We start from the raw sequence: 19,848 nt of genomic DNA, 5'->3' as shown, positions 1-19,848 counted from the left end.
ACTAGTCAATCAATTTAATAGCTGATATACTTTGAACTATTCTTTTTAAGACTTTTCTCACATAAAGTACTACTACATCAAAGGAGCTTTTACATGACGAAGGATTTTTCAGGGAAACAACTTATGTTTATCAGTTTGATGCTGTTTTCGATGTTTTTCGGAGCAGGAAATTTAATTTTTCCGGTATTTCTCGGACAGGCAGCGGGGGATAACATGTGGCCGTCGCTTGCAGGATTTATCATCTCTGCAGTGGGTCTGCCGATTTTAGGTGTTGTGGCCATTGCGAAGGCAGGGAGCTTCCATACGCTGAATTCTCGTGTTCACCCGATGTTCGCCCTTATTTTTCCGTTTATTATTTACATTTCTATTGGGCCTGGACTTGCGATTCCGCGTGCGGGAAGTCTTGCTTTTGAAATGGGAGCTGCGCCATTTCTTCCAGAAGGATCAGCTGCCCAGCCTGCAGCATTATTTTTGTATACGGCTGCCTTTTTTGGACTTGTATACTGGCTGAGCATGTCTCCGTCAAAGCTTGTTGATTTGTTTGGCAAGCTGCTGACCCCAATTGTATTGTCTCTTATTATGATCATTTTTGTGAAAAGCCTCATCACACCGATTGGATCGTTTGAACAGCCAACTGGAAATTATGGTAATAGTCCTGTTTTCCAAGGGTTTTTAGATGGTTATTTAACAATGGACGCCCTTGCTGCCCTTGCATTTGGCATAGTCATTGCTAATACGATTCGTGCCCAAGGAGTAGATAATGCAAAAAACCTATCTCATTATATGATTTATGCAGGTATAGGAGCAGGAATCTTGCTTACCGTTATTTATATCATTCTTGGTTATTTAGGTGCCTCAAGTGCATCACTTGGCCAATCTGAAAATGGCGCTCAAATCCTGACGAATATTATGGGTTACTTATTTGGTCAAAGCGGAACACTGATTCTTGGATTTGTTTTTACCCTGGCCTGCTTCTGTGTTTCGATCGGACTTGTTATTTCATGCAGTCAATTTTTCGCCAGTGCTGTGCCGAAAATCCCATATAAGATTTGGGTTTTGATTCTTTGTATAGCAAGTACAGCCATTGCAAATCTTGGTTTAACACAAATTCTTACAGTATCAGTTCCGATCCTTGGCATGATCTACCCAATCGCCATCGTTCTGATTTTCCTGGCATTGATTCATCATTTGATTGATAACAGTTCATATGTGTACATTTCAACTGTTGCAATTGTTGGTACTTTCAGCGTTATCGATACAATCAATAAATCTTTTTTGGGTAATGCCATGACACCTGGGCTAGAAATGATGCCCCTTTATCAAGAGGGAATTGGCTGGCTCATTCCAGCAATCATAGGAGCTGCACTTGGTTATCTTTTAGGAAAAAGAAAAAATGTTAGTGTACCTGCTTAAAGCTTCACTGGTTATAAAGGATAATGTATTAATAGCACTTTAATTACCAAGAAAGATCCCGGAGTTTATTTCTCCGGGATCTTTTTTGTAAATGTGGCATTATATTTAATTACAAATTGGGTGCTTTCGTTATTCTAATTGTTCATATTTTTACGTTACTAGTAAATTTAATAGAAGGAAGCGAATGGAATACAATGAACTGACAAAAAGTAAAAAAGAATGTTTTAAATCTTTTTCATGAGGGAATAAAATACAGTGGAAAAAAACAATCGTATTACAGATAGAGAAGGAGACATTTAATGATTCAGCTTAGAAACATATCAAAAAAATATCCGGATGGCTTTGAAGCGTTAAAGGATATCAATCTAGAACTAGAGGCAGGAAAAATACATGTTGTGATTGGACCGAGCGGATGCGGGAAGTCCACAACGATGAAACTGATCAATCGTTTGATCACACCAACAGATGGCAGTGTCTACATAAATAATGAGGATATTTCAAAAATGAATCCTGTTGAACTGCGCCGAAAAATCGGCTATGTCATTCAGAGCATTGGCCTCTTTCCTCACATGACAATAGCAGACAATGTGGCAGTCGTGCCGCGTTTGCTGAAATGGGAGGAAGAGCGGACAAACCATAAAGTAAACGAGTTGCTTTCTATGGTGAATTTAGAACCTGATACATATCGCAATCGGTACCCGAGTGAACTGAGCGGTGGACAGCAGCAGCGCGTTGGTGTCATCCGGGCGCTTGCTGCAGAGCCTGATGTCATTCTGATGGATGAGCCATTCAGCGCACTTGATCCGATTAGCCGTGACCAGCTTCAGGCAGAGCTCGTGAATCTGCAGGAGGATTTGAAAAAGACAATCGTTTTTGTCACACATGATATGGACGAAGCGATCAAAATTGCGGATAACATTATCTTGATGAAGGATGGAGAGGTCATTCAGACAGGATCGCCGGACTCGATACTAAGGCATCCAGCCAATGATTTTGTGAAAGAATTTATCGGAAAAAAACGATTAAAAGAGCATACTGCTAATGAAACAGGCTTTTCAATTGACGCTGATGAAATTCCGACTGTGAATGAAGTGATGATTGATAACCCTGCGACAGCTTATCCTGAAAGGGGACTTGCAGCTGCACTTAAGATTATGGAGCAAAGACGAGTGGATTCACTGATTGTGATTGACCGCGAGAGAAACCTGCTTGGCTATGCTCCGATATTAAATCTTTTAGGTCAATACCGAGATGAAACGAAAATGCTTAGAGATGTCATGCAGCCATTTTCATTTACCGTTCCTTCTGACAGTCCTTTTACAGTGGCCCTGGATTTGATGAGTCAGCACAATCTGCCATACGTTCCGGTAGTAGGCGAGAACGGGAAGTTTGTCGGCGTCATCACTAGAGGAAGCATGGTCCGTTTAATGGCAGAAGTGTTTCCTTATGCAGATGAGGTGGTCTAAATGAAAGTCATCCAAGACTATTTTACTTTTCTTCAGGAGCGGTATCCAGATATTTTGGCCAGATCAGGCGAGCATTTGACCATTGTTGGACTTGCTGTTTTATTTGGCTGCATCGTTGCGATTACAACAGGTATTTTACTGACCAGAGTGAAAGAAGGCCCTTTAAATAGCTTTGTCTTTGGACTAGTGAATGTATTTCAGACAGTTCCGACCATCGCTCTGCTTGCGATGCTTATTCCATTGATGGGCATTGGCATGAAGCCTGCCATTTTTGCTCTCTTTTTATATTCCTTGCTGCCGCTTCTGCGCAATACGTATTCAGGAATAAAAGAAGTGGATGGCAGCATTGTTGAAGCTGCAAGAGGAATGGGATTTGGCACGTTTCAGCGTCTGTTTAAAATAGAGCTGCCGCTTGCCTTTCCATATATTTTATCTGGCATCCGTTTAACAACTGTCTATATTATCAGCTGGACAACGCTCGCTGCCCTGATTGGTGCGGGCGGACTGGGAGACCTGATTATCGCGGGAATGTCAAACAATGATAATTTTCTGATCTTTACAGGAACAATCAGTGCGATTATTTTAGCAGTTATCGTCGATGTCGTATTAGGATTTTTCAGCAAAAAAAGAAATGGACTAACAGCATAGAAATAAAGGAATCACAAGGAGAAATTTAATGAGGAAAGCAATCATCATACCAGCACTTATTTTGATGGCATTTACCGCTGTTTTGGCGGGCTGCAATTCAAAAGAAACGATTAAAATCGGTGCCGCAACCTATACGGAAACAAAGATTATGGCAGCAATTTATAAAGAACTGATAGAAGACCGGACAGATTTAGCAGTGGATATTACACCTGACCTGTTATCAAATCCAATGATTTTAAAATCAATGAGCAGGGATGACCTGGATATGGCACTTATGTATTCAGGAGTCATTTTCAGCAATTTTTTTCCTGTGAAGCAAACGACAGACCGTAAAGAGGTTTTGAAGCAGGCAAAAGAAGGCTTTGATAAGCATTATGACTTTACGTGGTTCGATCCGCTTGGCTGGGAAAATACATATGCATTGACAGTTCAAGAGGAAACAGCAAAAGAAAAAGGACTTGAGAAGGTATCTGACTTAAAAACAGATCAGGCCGATATGAGATTTGGCGTTGATTCTTCCTGGATGGAACGCAAACAGGATGGATATCCGGCATTTATTAAACACTACGGGTTTGATTTCAAACAATCCTATTCCATGGATATTAATTTAGTGTATGAAGCAGTGGCCAATGACCGGGTAGATGTTGTTCTCGCTTATTCAACAGACCCGAGACTCATTCAATATGATTTGAAAACATTAAAAGACGACAAGCGATTTTTCCCTCCATATGATGCGTCGATGGTAGCACGAAATGAAGTGCTGGAAAAACATCCAGAGCTAAAGCCGATCATGAATGAACTGACAGGGGAAATCGACGAAGAAACGATTACAAAGCTAAACTACGAAGTTGATATTAAAAACCGCAATGAACGGGAAGTAGCAAGAGAATTCTTAACGGAAAAAGGCCTCCTGAATAACGAATCGGAGTGAAATACATGACATTTTTAAAAGAACTTTTTACTTATATGGGGGAGAATGTAGATCTTCTGCTGCTATATACGGGACAGCATGTGCTCATGGTGATTATCGGAGTTTCCCTTGCACTTATCGTGGGGACGCTACTTGGCATCGTGTGCAGCAGATATAAGAAACTTGCACCCATTATTTTATCTGTCGCCAACATCATTCAAATTGTTCCGAGTCTGGCATTGCTGGCATTGCTGATGCTCTACTTCGGACTTGGCTTCTATACGGTTGTGATCGGACTATTTCTTTACTCCTTGCTGCCTATCATCAGACATACTTATGTTGGCCTCGAGCAGGTAGATAAATCTCTGACAGAAGCAGGGCACGGTATTGGAATGACTTATGTGCAGCTGCTGACAAAGGTTCAGCTGCCGCTCGCGATGCCATTCATTATGGCAGGTCTGCGAATCGCTGCAGTCATTGCAATTGGTGTTGCCACATTAGCGCCATTTGTTGGGGGAGATGGACTGGGAAGGGAGATTTTTTCAGGAATTAACTCAAGAAATGACATGCGCATTTACGTTGGAGCTATTCCTGCTTCGCTGCTGGCCATCCTTGCAGATATCGTATTAGGGAGAATGGAGAAAAAAATGAGTATAAAGACAGCTAAATAAAAAAACAGATCAGCTCGAGTTGCGGGCTGATCTGTTTTTATGAAAATATAAGTATAAAATTTTGGGCAATGGAGCTAAACGGGCGCTTCCGCTTTTCTTATTATAGTTGTTTTGTTTCTTTTAAGTAGTTAACATCACTTGATTTATTTTTATAGTTTGTAAGTAAAGAAATACCTACTAACACAATAAAACCTGAAGTCATGCCGTAAATAATTGGCGATGTTGCTGTGATGCCTTTAATAAATAAGCCGCCTATTACTACAATTGTGCTAATTAAAATGGAATAGAATCCAGCATTCGGTGTAGCCTTTTTCCAAAAGAAGGTCATGACCAGCGGGATAAAAATAGCACCGGATAATATAGCATAAGCGACATCAAGTGCTACTAATACATCCTGTATCCAAATGGAGAAAGTAATGGCTATTAAACCAACGATCAGCGTCGTGACTCTTGAAGCCATTAAAAGCTGCTTATCACTCATATTTTTCATGAAATATTGCTTAAGAATGTCATTCGTAATAAGTGTAGATGATGCCAGTAATGTACCAGATGCTGTTGACATAAGTGCTGAACAAACACTTGCCAGAACAAGTCCTAAAATACCTGCCGGAAGAATTTCAAGAGCCATTGTTGCAAAAGTGTTCTGTGGATTATCAATTTGAGGAATGACGATAAAAGCGCACATTCCAATGATGCTTCCTGCCAGGGCATAAGCAATGCTGTAAATTCCTGCAAAAATAGATCCGTTTCTGGCTATTTTATTTGATTTTGCTGTAAATACCCGCTGCCATATATCCTGTGACACGACCATCCCAAGTGCATATAGGAGAAAGTATTGAAAAATTTGCTGATAGCCGATCGATGAAAAATGGAAGTGAGTCTGAGGCAATTGAGCCATTAGGTTTCCCCAGCCATCTGCTTTTGAAATACTCATAGGGAGCATGATGAAAAAGATTCCGATTGTCATCACAACGAATTGAATGATATCTGTAACTGTTACACTCCACATACCGCCAAGAATGGTATAGAAAAGCACGATTCCTCCGCCGACAAGCATAGAAGTCGTGATATTCCAGCCGAGAAGCACATTAATGATCGTTCCCATTCCAATCACTTGAGTAACAGCCACCATAAGAGTATAGATCGCAGCAACAATTGCACTGAGAAGTCGTGTTTCTGATGTATATCTCTTTCCAAGAAGCTCACTGATGGTTGTTATTTTTAATGAATCGATCTTTTTAATGAAAATAGTACCTAAAATAATAATGCCAAGTCCAATCATGGTCACAAACCAGATACCCGAGATTCCATATACATAACCAAGCTTAGCCGTTCCAATGGTTGCCGCACCTCCGAGAATAACAGCGGAGAGGCAGCCCAGATACATAAACATGCCCAGGTTACGGCCGGCAAGGTTAAAATCTTCCGATGTTTTCGCCTTTTTAGAACCGATAATGCCTACACCAATCAATACAGCAAAATACATTAAAACCACGAGAGTGTCCAGCAGTTGCATGTGAATAACCTCCTTTTAATGATAAAAATAATGATAGCGTTTTCATTAATGTTTTTTCCATTTCATCGTTTTATTTCGTATTTTGTAAAATCTGACCTCGCTCTGCTTGAAGCTTGATTTGATATTCATAAACGGATTCTTCGAGGACCTGCAGGCCTTGATCTATTTCTTCTTTCGAGATTGTAAGCGGCGGGATCATACGGATGACTTCACCATGGTTTCCGCATAAATAAAAGAGAACACCCTTCTCCAGGCATCGGTCTAAAATCGTCATAAGTGCATCTCCGTCCGGTTTGCCGGTATATGGATCAATAATTTCAATTCCGATCATCAGACCGATTGCACGAACGCTTCCAATAACAGGAGAGGAGCTTTGCAAAAGTCTTAACTTCTCAAGAGCATAGGAACCCATGTTTTTGGAGTTTTCGATTAATTTCTCTTCCTTTAGCACTTCGATTGTTGCAAGTGCTGCTGCACATGCGATAGGATTCCCTCCAAAGGTGGTGCCATGACTGCCAAGCGGCCATTGTTTCATTAATTCCTTAGAAGCAACTGTTGCGCTCAAAGGAAGACCAGAAGCAATCCCTTTTGCAATCGCCATAATGTCAGGTGTCACATCAAACGCTTGAGCTGCAAACCATTCGCCAGTTCGTCCGAAGCCTGTCTGGACTTCATCAAAGATGAGCAGAATGCCATGCTTTGTACAGATTTCTCTTATCTTTTTCAGCCATCCTTTTGGAGGTACAATATATCCGCCTTCACCTAGTACTGGCTCAACGATCATACATGCTACTTCTTCTGGTGTCACTTGATGGTTAAATAGTGTTTCAAAATCCTTTTCCAATTTCTCTGTGCAATAGATTTCAGGGTCAGCACCTGCTGGACATCCCTTCACATCGGCATATGGGACTTGGTACGCGAGTCCATTTGGCTGCAGAAATTTACGGTATTTGCTTTTTGATGTAGTCACGCTTAATGCGCCAAGCGATCGTCCGTGAAAACAGCCGATGAAAGAAACAACATAAGGTCTTCTTGTGACATGCTTAGCTAGTTTAATAGCTCCCTCAATCGCTTCCGTTCCGCTGTTGGCGAAGAAAAAACAATCAAGATTTTCAGGAAGGACAAGCTTTAGTTCTTTTGCAAGCTTAAGGATTGATTCGTACATAATGACACCTGACGGACCGTGCATCAGCTGGTCTGCTGCGTCTTTGATGGCTTGTACGACTTTTGGATGCCGATGGCCTGTATTGGCAGTTGCAATTCCAGATGTGAAATCTAAATATTTCTTACCATCCAACCCGTAATAATAGCAGCCTTCAGCCTTTACTACAGGAAGATTTGGATGGTCCTTTGCCATGCTTGGCGCTAATAAATCCGGCATTTCTTCAACGAGGTGATTCCAATTATTCTCCATAAGACTCCTCCTAGTTCATTCTTGCATCGTGATGAGAAAATAATTTACTTATACTACAACTACTTGCAAGAACTATGCCAAGAATGCTAGAGAATTTGATGTTTTTTCATTTTTCTAACAATTGATGGCTGGCTGATGCCTAATGCTTGGGCCATTCGGATGGTCGTTTTATATTTTTTTCTTGCTTTTAAAAGAATTTGTTTTTCCAAATCATCCATCATTTCTGGCAGCGACTGATTTTGATCTAAAGGAATAGCAGCAGGTGAAACTGATTCTAGTATATATTCCGGCAGCTGCTCTACCGTAATTAGAGTAGAAGGAGAAATGACAACTAACCGTTCCAGAATATTGATCAATTCACGGACATTTCCTTTCCAATCATAATGCAGGAGGTGATGAATGACAGCTTCATCCAGTTTCTTTTCCTTGTTATACTTCTCTTCAAATTGTTTTAAAAGAAGGTGAATGAAAGGGACTATGTCCTCAGTCCGTTTGCGGAGCGGGGGAATGGTGATCGGCACAACATTTAATCTGAAATAAAGATCTTCCCGAAACAGTTTATCTTTAATGGCCAGTTCCAAATTTTTATTCGTAGCAGAAATGAGCCTGAAATCAACATGGATTGGCTTTGTCCCGCCAACCCGATAAAACTGTTTTTCCTGGATGACCTTTAATACTTTTACCTGATGGGTCAGCGGAAGTTCACCAATCTCATCTAAAAAAAGTGTTCCGCCATGAGACAGCTCGATCAGACCGATTTTCCCTTTTTGATTAGCTCCCGAAAACGCGCCTGATTCATACCCGAATAGCTCAGCTTCAAATAAGGAATCAGGAATGGCACCGCAGTTCACTTCAATAAATGGACCTTTCTTTCGATCGCTTTTGTTATGTATAAATTTTGCGAGCAGGGATTTTCCTACACCTGATTCTCCTAGTACCAAAACATTCACATCCACTTCTGATACTTGAAGAGACGTGCTGATGACCTTCTGCATCTCAGCACTATTTGCAATAATTCCAGAATCATAGAGCTGTTTTCCCCGAAGGAGATCCAGTTCGCTTTTTACCCGTTCCATTTCTTCTTCCATCGAGATCAGGAAATTTTTATAGTCGGCCAGATCCGTGATATCGTGTGAATAGCTGACAACTCTATACATTTCTCCATCTTCGTTATATACAGGGATTCCGGTAACGAGAAGTTTTTTCCCTTTATTTGTTGTCTGGACAAAGGTGATTTTTTTCTTTTCCTTCACCACCATCGGAGTCAGAATGGGGGTGAATAAACCTTGTGCCTCAAGGTCGTAAACAGATTTTCCAATTAAACTATCAGACTCAACTCCATAGATTTTACCAGTGAACACACTCACTTTTAAAATAATTCCATCCAAATTCGTGACAAGAATATCATCCTTGAGTGAATGAAGAATTTGTTCGTTTTCATTCCAAGTGCTGGAAGAGGTCATGTGTGCACCGATCCTTTCATTGAATGAATATAAGAAATATTATTCAATTTTGAATAATTATTCATTTCCGAATAATTATAGCAGGATTCTGCTTGATTTCATACTATGAAAAAAAACGACAGCAAATTTGCTGTCGTCATTTTTATAAGAGCTGTTTATTTTTAAAATATTTCCACATGCCGAACGTTAAAAGAATAAGAAACGAAAAGATAATAATCGTTGCAAAAGGTGAGTCTTGATAGGGCAGCGGGACATTCATTCCGAAAAAGCCTGTCACGAACGTTAATGGGAGCATGATGGTTGAAATAAGAGTCAGGACATTCAATTTTTCTGATGATTTCGCATTAATGATAGAGTAATAAGTATCGAGAGCACTATTCACTAAATCTCTAAATGTCTCTGTTGAATCAACAATGCGCTCTAAATGATCGATTAGATCTGTAAAGAAGGGGACATTTTCTTCTCTAATATCAAATTTCCATTTCCCGTCTACATTAATAAAGATTCTCCGCTGCGGAAGAATGACTCTTCGAATTAAGATGATGGTTCGTTTTAAGGCAAGGAATTCCTCAGTCACCCCGCGGATTTCTTCATCATAAATCTCATCCTCTAATTCATCGATTCGAATTCCAATACGGTCAAGGATTGGAAAATATTCATCTGTTATTCCGTCAATCAGCGTGTATAAAAGAAAGTCAGCGCCTTTATTCATATATTTAATGTGTTTGGAGCAAATGGCATCCATTTGTCCAAGCCATTTTAACTTGTGCTTATGGATGGTCACCACATAATTAGGTCCTACAAACACATTTAATTCTAACGTAGTAATTTCGTTATCACTTTCCTCGTTATAGCTGAGGGCGTGAAGGACGAAGAACTTATAATCCTCGTAGTTATCCATTTTTGCCCGCGGGCTGTCATGAAGGCAGTCCTCAATAGCAAGATGGTGAAAATCAAATATTTTTGCCACTTCATATAATTCACGGTTCTGTACATCATACATATCAATCCATAACAAACTGTCAGAATGGCTTAAATGGTTGTTAATTTGATCCATTTTTATATCTGCGATCATTTCTTGTGAATCATTTTTATAAAGATAAGTTTTAATCATTCATATACACCCCGTAAAAGTTTATTTTACGAAGCAATCGTGTCTGCTTAGGTCTTCTTTGTCGGTAAAAGAGGAACTGGTGCACACTGGTTGCCTCATGCTTGTGATGTTCCTGTAATCATTTGCCGAGTTTGGGTCATCTGTGTCCATCATTTCCTCACCTCCATAAAAAAGACCCCTGTCATATGAAAGGAGTCATAAAAAGCAGAAAATAAGCAAGCTTTAAATGTCTCCCCTTGATTTGAGTTTTAGCACTGCATAGCATAGGTTCATACCAGCTGCGTTAAGAAAAACCTTAATCCGATTTTTCCTGTTGACCCATTGGCGTCTCTCGACATTTTTGGGCAGCAGCGTATCTCTATACAGGAGCCTCACCTAACAGAAGACTTATCTAACTATTGTCACTATATGAAATAAACCATTCTATGTCAAACCATTTTTTATGGCTAGAATTCCTTCAATTTAATTTTACATATATTCCGCTTTATGGAGGGAGTTTCAAAATGATAGAGAATTATTCGGCAGTATTAATGACAATGATTGTAAGGGGAAAAGCAGTGTCTGATTCTAAAAGTCCAATAACACAAAGAGATATCACAGAAAGTACTTGAAGACAGAGGGGCTCAAATCATTGACGAGCTGTTTTTCAAAAGTCTCAGGCATGCCTTATAGCTTCGATGCTTCCAAAAAAATACGGGTGGGAATTTCATTTTGATGAAGCAGGGAAAATTGCTCTTTATGGGATAGAATCCCCAGAGTACAAGCAATTCATGGAACAGAAAGATGGAGACTTGAAATTGTTAAATGCAATGAGAAACAGCAGGAAAAATGAATGAAAAAAAGGATTTCAATGCCAAAAGCAGCCCAATTATTAGAGCTGGTATCTTGCCGGCATTTCTTTGCAGAGAAATGCCATTGATTTAGCATAGACTCATGGGAACGAGATCCAATATTTACATTTACCATCCTTAATTTCATCAAGCACTCCATTATTATTTTCAATAATTCTTCGAGAAGCAGCATTTTCTTCTGTGCATGTAAGAAGTAAATGGTTTAAGTCTTTTTCTTTTGCCATCACTAAAATCTCACGCAGCAAAATCGTTCCGTATCCTTTTCTCTTTTCAGAGGGGCGGATACCCCCTGATTTCCTCAGTTTTTCTGTAAGTCTATGTCTAAGTTTACCAATCCCTACAAGCCGATCATTAATCAGCAGCCAGTAGGTTGTTTGGGGGACGAGTGCCGGATTTAGATTCTCCCCTTTTGCCATCGCTAAGTTTGCCTCCAGATAAGAGGGGAAATCTTCTATTTTCATATTATGATGATGATTCGAAAAACCATTTTCACCAGGTCCAATTTCTTTCATCATTTCAAGGATATCCATCCCATCTGAAGAGGATAATTCTCTTAACTCAACTTTCATTCAAAATCCTCCAGACATAAAAAGCTTATTTATTATTTTAATACAAAATAAACCTGGATAGCAGCCTATTAAAACAAACGGCAATTTTCGCATTGATTATTGTTTTGGTTATAAATATAACCCGTGGATTTTCGGTGCAGGCACTTGCTTTCCGCTGTGAGGGATTTGAGCCTCGGCAATGCCTGTGGTCTCCCATTCCCCACTATCTCCCGCAGGAGTCAAGTGCCTTCCGCTACAATCCACTAAAGGTTTTTACCATTTCTTTAAAAGCAGCAAACTTTACGAAAAGAGCCAAACGAAAAGAAAAGGAACAGCACCATATAAGACAGTTCTCCTGATAAAAATCTGAATGGTTCACTTTTACAAGGAAATAATAATCCTGCTACGGTGAAAGACCGAATCATGTTAGGAGAATCAGATGATGATGAAAATTTTAGTATCGCTCGTATTAATGGCTTCGCTTATGTTAACTCCAGTAGGTGACAGTGTTTTTGAAAATAAAACTTCTTATGTAAGTGCAAAATCCTTCAAGGGAGGAAAACGGCGCAGCAACTTTAATCAGCCTGACACACGACAAAATCAGCCTCGTTCTAATTTCAGCAATAGAAGGAACAATGCTGCCAGAGGAGGCATTATGAGAGGGCTGCTGTATGGAGGAATTGCTGGACTTCTTCTTGGGGGACTGCTCGGGAATTTGGGATTTTTCGGAGGTTTCCTTGGGTTGCTCATTAACATCCTTGCCATTGTTTTTTTAATTTTTATAATCAGAAAATTATTTAGATATTTTAGACATAGGATGAATTGATCAGCTCTTACAAAGCTGATTTTTCTTTGGTATGGTAAAATGTTAAAAAATTGTTTCATGCAATAATATGAACAATTATTAGACAATACAAAGGAGTTTTAACATGCAGGATTACATAACGTATTTACGATCAATGGTAGGACATGAAAAAGTCATCATGGTGGCGTCCGGCGTATTTGTTTTTGATAAAGAAGGCAGGTTATTGCTGCAGCTGCGTTCGGATAACAACGAATGGGGCCACCCGGGCGGTTTTATGGAAATTGGAGAAACTGTAGAAGATACGGCGCGAAGAGAGGTATTTGAGGAAACAGGACTAGAATTAGAAGAAATGAACTTTTTCGGAATTTATTCAGGTGTAAAGCATGAACGTGTTTTAGCAAATGGAGATCAATTTGCTCTCGTGAAGATTATGTTTACGTGTACTGATTTTAAAGGAGAGCTGAATCAAAATAATTCAGAATCCCTGCAGCTGAAGTTTTTCCCATTAGAAAATCTGCCAGCAATATGGAACGAACAAAAAATGGTGTTTGATGATTTATTATCTAACCGAAAAGAATACTATGTTCGATAAAACTTACCTCTCTTTTTGCGGGGTAATTTTTTTTGCTACCCGATCCTGCATAGAGAGCTATAACAGTATGATGAGAATATTAGGCAGAGGGTGACATAATGAGATCAAATCTATTAATAAGTGAACATTCAATGATGGTGCAGCCAAGTTTAGCAAAACAGGTAGGATTGAAAGAAAGCATTATTCTGCAGCAGTTTCATTATTGGCTGCAAAAATCGGCAATCACGATAGATAGTGAAAAGTGGATTTGCTATACACATGAAGGTCTACATAAGCAGTTTCCATTTTTATCGATGATTACGATTAGACGAACATTGCTTAAACTGGAAAAACAAAAGCTGATTATTGTTTCCATACATAAAAAACAGTTTGGGCCTCAAACAAAAAGATACAGAATCAACTATGAAGTGCTGGACAAAATGATCAATGACACGCAGCAAAATAATCACACAGGTAATATAGATCGCAAAATGAACAGTATAGGTGAACAAAATGATCAGCTTCCAGTTACAAATCGAGCAGACGTAATGATCACAATTAGAGAACAATATGATCAGGATTCACGTACAAAAAGATCAGAACCAATAGACAAATTGATCACAATGAAAGAACAAAATGATCACGACCCATGCACAAAAAGATCAGCAAAAAAAGACAAAGTGAGCAGCTCTATACTAAATAATACTAATAATACTAAAAGAAAAGAGAATAGAATAATAGTCTTCTTTGAAGAGAATGGTTTTGGAGAATGTAAACCATACATAGCTGAAAGAATTAGAAACTGGCAAAGTATTTTTGACGATACCATCATTATTGAGGCACTTAAGACAGCAATCTCCTATCATGCAATTACATGGAAATACGCAGATACCGTTTTAGCCAATTGGAAATCAGCGAACATCCAAACACTCCAAGATGTATGGGATCTGCAAGAACGGAGGAGAACAAAGAGATATCAGCCAAAATTGATCAGAAAAGAGCCTGTTCCTGAGTGGCTAGTTGAAAACTCGTACGAGAATCCGCCAAAAGATCAAAGTGATGAGGATATAAATGTCCTCAGGGATCGAATAGAGCGATATATGAATAGAGAGGATGAGGACGCAGCTTTTGAATCATTTGTTTAGGCTCTTTTCGTAAACATTGTTGCTTTCGCTAGTCAGAAAAAAATCGGATTTTGGATTATTCACAGTATATACGCGTCCAAATAAGTCCTGTATCTGCATATTCTAGGAAAAGAGCACGACCCAGAACTTAGTGCATTTGCAAACCATACGCAAAGCAACAATCAATGCGGACACAGCCATTATTTAATAGCTTCTTCTCGAATTGTTCATAGTTTATTCATATTTGAACGATAAGATAAGAATCATGTTCAGCAAAAGATGGTTTGAAAAAGAAAGTCAGATACAAAGGAGATTACGTATGAAAAACGTTTTGAAAAATAAGGTGACTTATTATTTTCTGCTGACAGCGATCATTGGCATTGCTGTCGGCTGGGGATCTGCTTCTTTTAATGATGAAGCAGTTGCAAGTGTGAATGGTGAAAAAATAAGCAAGGACGACCTTTATGGTTTACTAATGGACCAAGGCGGAACTCAGCTGGTTGACTACTTAATAACTGAAAAAATCATCGAACAGGAATCCGATAAGAATGACATCAAAATTTCTAACGATGCCGTTGAAGAAGAATATCAATCTGTTGTTGACTCTTATGGAGGCGAGGAAGCCTTTAACCAGCAGCTGGAAACAAACGGCGGAACAGTGAAAGATGTAAAAAAAGATCTCGAAACGAATCTGAAAATAGAAAAGCTCCTTGAACCGGAAATTTCGATTTCTGATGATGAGATGAAGACGCATTTTGAAGAAAATAAAGTGAGCTATGCGGAGCCTGAACAAGTGAAAGCGAGCCACATTTTAGTAGAAGATGAGGCAACCGCAAAAGAAGTGAAAGAAAAACTGAACGCAGGCAGCGATTTTGCAGAGCTTGCGAAAGAATATTCAACAGACACGTCTAATAGTGAAGACGGCGGAGACTTAGGTTTCTTTGCAAAAGGTGAAATGGTTGCTGAATTCGAAGAAGTGGCTTTCGCAATGAAAGAAGGAGAGATCAGCGAACCGGTCAAAACAGAATTCGGCTATCACATTATCAAATTTGAAGAGAAAAAAGCAGCAGCCGAAGCTGTTTATGAAGACAAAAAAGAAGAAATAAAAGAAACACTATTTGATCAAAAAATGCAGACAGCCTACACGACATGGCTTGAAAAGAAAAAAGAGGAATATGATATAAAAAATACACTTGAGGGCTGAGAAAAGAGGAGAGGTGCTCCTCTTTTTTTCTTACTTGAAGGGAACTGGATAAAAGAAAGTATTCCTCTCAAAACGGAAAATATTTACAGGGTTTTCAAAGCTGGTGAATGGAGCAGAAAAACCGCCTCACTGTAAAAAAAAGCGCTAATAACAGAAGCATTTTGGAAAGTAAATGATCCATTTCAGAAAGTAAACGCTCATTCGTATTGAATAGTACATTTTTAAGTTAACTAAAAATAAAAACAAGTTGACAGAAAACACCTCCATTCTTTACCATTGAAGAGAAGGAATTGATGGAGGGATGAACATGGACTGGTTAACACTTGCAAATGAAGTGGTAGATGGAAAAGAAATAAATGAAGAAGAAGCTTTGAATATCTTAAATTCGGATGACGATGAACTTTTAAGCCTGCTGCACGGTGCATTTACAATCCGAAAGCATTACTATGGAAAAAAAGTAAAACTGAATATGATCATCAATACAAAATCAGGTCTATGTCCTGAAAATTGCGGATACTGTTCACAGTCCAGCATATCAGCGGCTCCGATAGAAAAATACCGGATGATGGACAGAGAGAGCATTCTTGCAGGAGCAGAAAGAGCATACAACCTCAAGGTAGGAACGTATTGTATTGTCGCAAGCGGAAGAGGACCTTCTGAAAAAGAATTGGACACTGTTGTATCAGCAGTAAAAGACATTAAAGATCAATATGGACTAAAAGTATGTGCGTGTCTGGGACTATTAAAACCAAACCAGGCTTCACGTTTAAAAGAGGCAGGAGTCGACCGCTACAACCACAATATCAATACGTCAAAAGAGCATCATGAATCGATTACTACATCACATACATACGATAACCGCATCGAAACCATTGAAGCAGTGAAGGCATCAGGTATTTCGCCTTGTTCAGGCGTTATCATTGGCATGAGAGAAACAAAGAAAGATGTTGTCAACATGGCATACAGCTTAAAAGCGCTTGATGCAGACTCCATACCAGTAAATTTTCTGCATGCGATTGATGGCACGCCGCTTGAAGGAACGGATGACTTGGATCCGCGCTATTGCTTAAAAGTTCTGGCGCTTTTCCGTTACATGAATCCGACAAAAGAAATCCGCATTTCAGGTGGACGTGAAGTTAATCTCCGTTCCCTGCAGCCGCTTGGTCTGTATGCTGCAAATTCTATTTTCGTTGGGGACTATTTAACAACGAAAGGTCAGGAAAGCACGAGTGACCATGAAATGCTGAAGGATTTAGGATTTGAAGTAGAGTTTGATTTTGAAGAAAATGAGGCGCTGACAGTATAAAAATGGTTCCTTCCTGTATGAGGAGGGACCATTTTTTTTTAAAGGCCGCGAATTAATTTAAGTAGATGTACAGGATGAAAAACATTCCATTCTAATGGCTATTTTAGTAGAGGTTTTTTCGACTTGCGAAAAGGAAGAAAAGTTAACCGGAGTAAACTTTTTTTGACACTCGTTACTCTTGTTGTATGATGAAAAAAGGTTGCTATAGACCCACTCAATCCTTACTTGGTAAGATGTTCAAGGAATGAAAAAGTGGAGGATCTAACGTATGGAAGAACAAAAATATGCGGATTTGAAAATGGGAGAGCGCGGGGCGATTATAAGCATTATTGCTTACCTGAGTCTTTCTGCACTGAAACTGATTATTGGCTATTCAGCTAATTCCGAAGCATTGAAAGCGGATGGATTAAATAATGCAACAGATATAATAGCATCAATTGCGGTACTCATTGGGCTAAGGCTCTCTCAAAAGCCTGCTGATCAAGATCATCCATATGGTCATTGGAAGGCGGAAACAGTGGCATCCCTTGTCGCTTCATTTATTATGATGGCTGTTGGACTTCAAGTATTATATGGTGCTGTCTTATCTGTCTTCGAGGGAAAACAAGAGTCGCCTGATTTGATTTCGGCATGGACAGGAATTTTCTGTGCGATCATTATGTATTTCGTTTATCGCTATAATAAAAAGCTTGGAGAAAAGATCAATAGTCAGGCTGTCACTGCAGCAGCAAAGGATAACCTGTCAGATGCATGGGTCAGCATCGGAATTGCTGCAGGAATAATAGGCTCACAATTCTCGCTTCCTTGGCTTGACCCAGTGGCAGCGGTTATTGTCGGTTTGCTGATCTGCAAAACAGCCTGGGATATTTTCAGAGATGCCTCCCATCATTTAACAGATGGTTTTGATGAAGAAGAGATTCAATCTTTTAAAAAAACGACTCTTTCTTTATATGGTGTTAAAGGAGTCAAAGAAATTAAAGCAAGAAACTACGGAAACAATACAGTGGTGGATATTGTCATACTTGTAAATTCGAATTTGGACATTCGTGACGCTCATGATATCTCGACAAAAGTTGAAAATATACTAATGAAAAAGCACAATGTGTACAATGTGCACGTGCATGTTGAGCCGAATTAAATCAGCATCTATAATGAACCTTAAAAATAATTACCTCAAATGTTTTTTTCTGGAATATTTTATTAAATAAAAACAATAATGAAATCAAATAAAAAGAGGTATGAGTGATGGATAATACTGAAATTAAAAGTTCTGTTTGGATTGATGGGAATAAAGAAACAGTTTGGAAAGCTGTCACTGATGAAGATAAACTTTCACAATGGTATGCACCTGGCTCACCTTGGGACATTCCTGATCTGAAGGTTGGGGAGAAAATCATTTTCACGTTAATGCCTAGTGCCCATAATAATTTAAAAGAGAAACTTCCAATGTTTTTAACGATTGAGAAAGTGAGTACATATGAAGAGTTTTCCTTTTATGCGGACACACAGCAGATTCTTATATCGATTTTATTAGAAGAAGTGGCCAATGGAACAAAAGTTACAATGAATATGGGAGGTTTTGATGCATCTTTAGAAAACTTAAAAGCCCTGGTAGAAGGAAAGGAAATACCTTATAAATAATAGGGTTTTAGGTGACAATTAAAATTTTACAAAAAAAAAGCCCTATCCAAAGATGGGGCTTTCCTTTTTGGTCCTATAATAGGATTTGAAGCATCTTTCATATTTATGTTAGTCGTCTTGCCGATCTTTATCGTTCATATCTTCTGGATCTTCAACTGGATCCTCTGGATCTTTTTCGGCATTTTCTTCATCATCCTTGTTCATCGTATCATTTTCATCGACACCCGGTAAATTTTCCGTATCATTACCTTGTTCTTCCTCTGGTGCATTTTCTGTTTCATTATTTTGGTCTTCCTCAGGTGGTGCAGGATCCTGATCATTCACATTACATCCAACTAATAGCAGAGCAGAGAAAAATACACTTGTTAGTACGTTAAACCATTTTTTATTCATTGTAGTGTCCCTTCCTTCATGTTTTTAATTGTAAATCTTTGCTTATATTTCCCGATTTTAATGATAATATGTATTTTATCTTTAAGTGATAAAACATATCTTCTATTCGATGGCACGCATTTAGGTAGGGTTTACCCTTCCTTTAATACTCTATTTCTTCAAAATCTTTGGGCTGGGGAACGGGCTGCATGTTTTCGCTGTTCGAATTCGTATGAATGGATTGAAACTCTTTTTGCTTATCTTCAGTATTCTTTTCATATTGCTTTTCTTGCTTTTTCAAGTAGATAACTCCTTTCAAATGTATTTATCTTAATATGAACTTCTGATGGTTTAATCATGCGTTTCATACAGGCAGGTCTATCAGGAAATTCCTGTTAAGTTACTTTCTCAGCATTGGCAAAATTTTCGATTTTCACTCTTCCTGAAAGCCTCCTTTATCCTAACTAGATCAATTCATTACCCACTATCTAGATTTTCCATAATTTCCAAAGGTATGTGCTATATATTTTATTTCATTGCATTAAATATTGCTTTAGATCACATTTGAACTTGTGGACTTGTCAACTTAAATGAGGTTGCGTTCGAGAGAGCAAGAGGAAAAATTAAAAAATCTAACTAAATTTAATAAATTTGAAACTTTTTCCATTCTCACTGAGTTTAATAATTGTGTTTTATAAAAAAAGAATTTGAGAGGGGGAACTTATGAGGAAATCAATTTCACATATTCACATCGCTTTCTCAAGGTATCAGATAAGTAAAAGTCACGGTTGATGATTTATATAAATATTTA

20 protein-coding genes and 1 riboswitch are annotated in these 19,848 nt (G+C 38.8%); of the genes, 13 read left to right on the top strand and 7 right to left on the bottom strand.

The window, feature by feature from the left end; all coding sequences use genetic code 11:
* The first annotated feature begins 93 nt into the window (after positions 1–93).
* The 5 genes from brnQ (at position 94) to CYJ36_RS19605 (ending at position 5,108) form a co-directional block, all read left to right on the top strand.
* Complete coding sequence (gene brnQ / locus CYJ36_RS19625; RefSeq protein WP_101568944.1) at positions 94–1,413, top strand: branched-chain amino acid transport system II carrier protein; 1,320 nt, start codon at positions 94–96, stop codon at positions 1,411–1,413.
* A 299-nt stretch (positions 1,414–1,712) separates the two neighbouring features.
* On the top strand, positions 1,713–2,879 hold the full coding sequence (locus tag CYJ36_RS19620; protein ID WP_101568943.1) for an ABC transporter ATP-binding protein: 1,167 nt from the start codon (positions 1,713–1,715) through the stop codon (positions 2,877–2,879).
* Positions 2,880–3,527, top strand: a complete 648-nt coding sequence (locus CYJ36_RS19615; protein ID WP_101568942.1) for an ABC transporter permease — start codon at positions 2,880–2,882, stop codon at positions 3,525–3,527.
* A 28-nt stretch (positions 3,528–3,555) separates the two neighbouring features.
* The gene (locus tag CYJ36_RS19610) at positions 3,556–4,458 is read left to right on the top strand and encodes a glycine betaine ABC transporter substrate-binding protein (protein WP_101568941.1); all 903 of its coding nucleotides are present in this window, start codon (positions 3,556–3,558) and stop codon (positions 4,456–4,458) included.
* Positions 4,459–4,463: 5 nt separating this feature from the next.
* Entirely contained in the window at positions 4,464–5,108 is a 645-nt protein-coding gene (locus tag CYJ36_RS19605) for an ABC transporter permease (protein ID WP_101568940.1), read from the top strand.
* A gap of 100 nt (positions 5,109–5,208) precedes the next feature.
* Here the strand turns inward: CYJ36_RS19605 and CYJ36_RS19600 are convergent, their stop codons facing one another.
* From CYJ36_RS19600 to CYJ36_RS19585, 4 genes are all read right to left on the bottom strand, one after another.
* A complete protein-coding gene (locus CYJ36_RS19600) occupies positions 5,209–6,624 on the bottom strand; it encodes a sodium:solute symporter (protein ID WP_101568939.1) in 1,416 nt (471 codons plus the stop codon).
* 70 nt (positions 6,625–6,694) lie between these two features.
* On the bottom strand, positions 6,695–8,038 hold the full coding sequence (locus CYJ36_RS19595) for an aspartate aminotransferase family protein (RefSeq protein ID WP_101568938.1): 1,344 nt from the start codon (positions 8,036–8,038) through the stop codon (positions 6,695–6,697).
* An 86-nt stretch (positions 8,039–8,124) separates the two neighbouring features.
* Positions 8,125–9,501, bottom strand: a complete 1,377-nt coding sequence (locus CYJ36_RS19590) for a sigma-54 interaction domain-containing protein (RefSeq protein WP_101568937.1) — start codon at positions 9,499–9,501, stop codon at positions 8,125–8,127.
* Positions 9,502–9,643: 142 nt separating this feature from the next.
* Positions 9,644–10,615, bottom strand: a complete 972-nt coding sequence (locus tag CYJ36_RS19585) for a magnesium transporter CorA family protein (protein WP_101568936.1) — start codon at positions 10,613–10,615, stop codon at positions 9,644–9,646.
* A 225-nt stretch (positions 10,616–10,840) separates the two neighbouring features.
* Positions 10,841–11,005: riboswitch (M-box (ykoK) riboswitch) on the bottom strand.
* Positions 11,006–11,292: 287 nt separating this feature from the next.
* Here CYJ36_RS19585 and CYJ36_RS24150 point away from each other — a divergent pair.
* Positions 11,293–11,451 carry a DUF6157 family protein gene (locus CYJ36_RS24150; protein WP_219621132.1) on the top strand — a complete coding sequence of 53 codons (159 nt, stop codon included), beginning with the start codon at positions 11,293–11,295 and terminating at the stop codon, positions 11,449–11,451.
* A gap of 95 nt (positions 11,452–11,546) precedes the next feature.
* Here the strand turns inward: CYJ36_RS24150 and CYJ36_RS19575 are convergent, their stop codons facing one another.
* Positions 11,547–12,035, bottom strand: coding sequence for a GNAT family N-acetyltransferase (locus tag CYJ36_RS19575; RefSeq protein ID WP_101568935.1), 489 nt, complete (start codon positions 12,033–12,035; stop codon positions 11,547–11,549).
* Between the two features lie 421 nt (positions 12,036–12,456).
* Between CYJ36_RS19575 and CYJ36_RS19570 the strand changes: the two genes are divergently transcribed.
* The 7 genes from CYJ36_RS19570 to CYJ36_RS19540 all read left to right on the top strand — a co-directional run bounded on the left by CYJ36_RS19570 (position 12,457) and on the right by CYJ36_RS19540 (position 18,665).
* Positions 12,457–12,840, top strand: coding sequence for a hypothetical protein (locus CYJ36_RS19570; protein ID WP_101568934.1), 384 nt, complete (start codon positions 12,457–12,459; stop codon positions 12,838–12,840).
* Positions 12,841–12,943: 103 nt separating this feature from the next.
* A complete protein-coding gene (locus tag CYJ36_RS19565) occupies positions 12,944–13,411 on the top strand; it encodes an NUDIX hydrolase (protein WP_101568933.1) in 468 nt (155 codons plus the stop codon).
* 98 nt (positions 13,412–13,509) lie between these two features.
* Complete coding sequence (locus CYJ36_RS19560) at positions 13,510–14,535, top strand: DnaD domain-containing protein (RefSeq protein WP_101568932.1); 1,026 nt, start codon at positions 13,510–13,512, stop codon at positions 14,533–14,535.
* Positions 14,536–14,833: 298 nt separating this feature from the next.
* Complete coding sequence (locus tag CYJ36_RS19555) at positions 14,834–15,718, top strand: foldase protein PrsA (protein ID WP_180850485.1); 885 nt, start codon at positions 14,834–14,836, stop codon at positions 15,716–15,718.
* Positions 15,719–16,025: 307 nt separating this feature from the next.
* The gene (gene bioB, locus CYJ36_RS19550; RefSeq protein WP_101568931.1) at positions 16,026–17,024 is read left to right on the top strand and encodes a biotin synthase BioB; all 999 of its coding nucleotides are present in this window, start codon (positions 16,026–16,028) and stop codon (positions 17,022–17,024) included.
* Between the two features lie 268 nt (positions 17,025–17,292).
* Positions 17,293–18,162, top strand: coding sequence for a cation diffusion facilitator family transporter (locus CYJ36_RS19545; protein ID WP_101568930.1), 870 nt, complete (start codon positions 17,293–17,295; stop codon positions 18,160–18,162).
* A gap of 107 nt (positions 18,163–18,269) precedes the next feature.
* Positions 18,270–18,665, top strand: a complete 396-nt coding sequence (locus CYJ36_RS19540) for an SRPBCC family protein (protein ID WP_224773273.1) — start codon at positions 18,270–18,272, stop codon at positions 18,663–18,665.
* A gap of 108 nt (positions 18,666–18,773) precedes the next feature.
* Here the strand turns inward: CYJ36_RS19540 and CYJ36_RS19535 are convergent, their stop codons facing one another.
* Positions 18,774–19,058, bottom strand: a complete 285-nt coding sequence (locus CYJ36_RS19535; protein WP_101568929.1) for a hypothetical protein — start codon at positions 19,056–19,058, stop codon at positions 18,774–18,776.
* 142 nt (positions 19,059–19,200) lie between these two features.
* Complete coding sequence (locus CYJ36_RS23880) at positions 19,201–19,338, bottom strand: hypothetical protein (RefSeq protein WP_180850483.1); 138 nt, start codon at positions 19,336–19,338, stop codon at positions 19,201–19,203.
* Between the last annotated feature and the right edge of the window lie 510 nt (positions 19,339–19,848).

Origin of the sequence: Bacillus sp. UMB0893 (assembly GCF_002858905.1) — a bacterium.
Classification (GTDB): Bacteria; Bacillota; Bacilli; order Bacillales; family Bacillaceae; genus Bacillus_P.
The sequence above is the reverse complement of the archived record's forward strand: the minus strand, read 5'-3'. Positions and strand labels throughout refer to the sequence as shown.

Bases quoted from the DNA above. Each gene is read 5' to 3' on its own strand.
- CYJ36_RS19615 (WP_101568942.1), top strand. From the start codon at position 2,880: ATGAAAGTCATCCAAGACTATTTTACTTTTCTTCAGGAGCGGTATCCA.
- brnQ (WP_101568944.1), top strand. From the start codon at position 94: ATGACGAAGGATTTTTCAGGGAAACAACTTATGTTTATCAGTTTGATG.
- CYJ36_RS19610 (WP_101568941.1), top strand. From the start codon at position 3,556: ATGAGGAAAGCAATCATCATACCAGCACTTATTTTGATGGCATTTACC.
- CYJ36_RS19575 (WP_101568935.1), bottom strand. From the start codon at position 12,035: ATGAAAGTTGAGTTAAGAGAATTATCCTCTTCAGATGGGATGGATATC.
- CYJ36_RS19585 (WP_101568936.1), bottom strand. From the start codon at position 10,615: ATGATTAAAACTTATCTTTATAAAAATGATTCACAAGAAATGATCGCA.
- CYJ36_RS19590 (WP_101568937.1), bottom strand. From the start codon at position 9,501: ATGACCTCTTCCAGCACTTGGAATGAAAACGAACAAATTCTTCATTCA.
- bioB (WP_101568931.1), top strand. From the start codon at position 16,026: ATGGACTGGTTAACACTTGCAAATGAAGTGGTAGATGGAAAAGAAATA.
- CYJ36_RS19570 (WP_101568934.1), top strand. From the start codon at position 12,457: ATGATGAAAATTTTAGTATCGCTCGTATTAATGGCTTCGCTTATGTTA.
- CYJ36_RS19595 (WP_101568938.1), bottom strand. From the start codon at position 8,038: ATGGAGAATAATTGGAATCACCTCGTTGAAGAAATGCCGGATTTATTA.
- CYJ36_RS19545 (WP_101568930.1), top strand. From the start codon at position 17,293: ATGGAAGAACAAAAATATGCGGATTTGAAAATGGGAGAGCGCGGGGCG.
- CYJ36_RS24150 (WP_219621132.1), top strand. From the start codon at position 11,293: ATGCTTCCAAAAAAATACGGGTGGGAATTTCATTTTGATGAAGCAGGG.
- CYJ36_RS19540 (WP_224773273.1), top strand. From the start codon at position 18,270: ATGGATAATACTGAAATTAAAAGTTCTGTTTGGATTGATGGGAATAAA.
- CYJ36_RS19605 (WP_101568940.1), top strand. From the start codon at position 4,464: ATGACATTTTTAAAAGAACTTTTTACTTATATGGGGGAGAATGTAGAT.
- CYJ36_RS19620 (WP_101568943.1), top strand. From the start codon at position 1,713: ATGATTCAGCTTAGAAACATATCAAAAAAATATCCGGATGGCTTTGAA.
- CYJ36_RS19535 (WP_101568929.1), bottom strand. From the start codon at position 19,058: ATGAATAAAAAATGGTTTAACGTACTAACAAGTGTATTTTTCTCTGCT.
- CYJ36_RS19555 (WP_180850485.1), top strand. From the start codon at position 14,834: ATGAAAAACGTTTTGAAAAATAAGGTGACTTATTATTTTCTGCTGACA.
- CYJ36_RS19565 (WP_101568933.1), top strand. From the start codon at position 12,944: ATGCAGGATTACATAACGTATTTACGATCAATGGTAGGACATGAAAAA.
- CYJ36_RS19600 (WP_101568939.1), bottom strand. From the start codon at position 6,624: ATGCAACTGCTGGACACTCTCGTGGTTTTAATGTATTTTGCTGTATTG.
- CYJ36_RS19560 (WP_101568932.1), top strand. From the start codon at position 13,510: ATGAGATCAAATCTATTAATAAGTGAACATTCAATGATGGTGCAGCCA.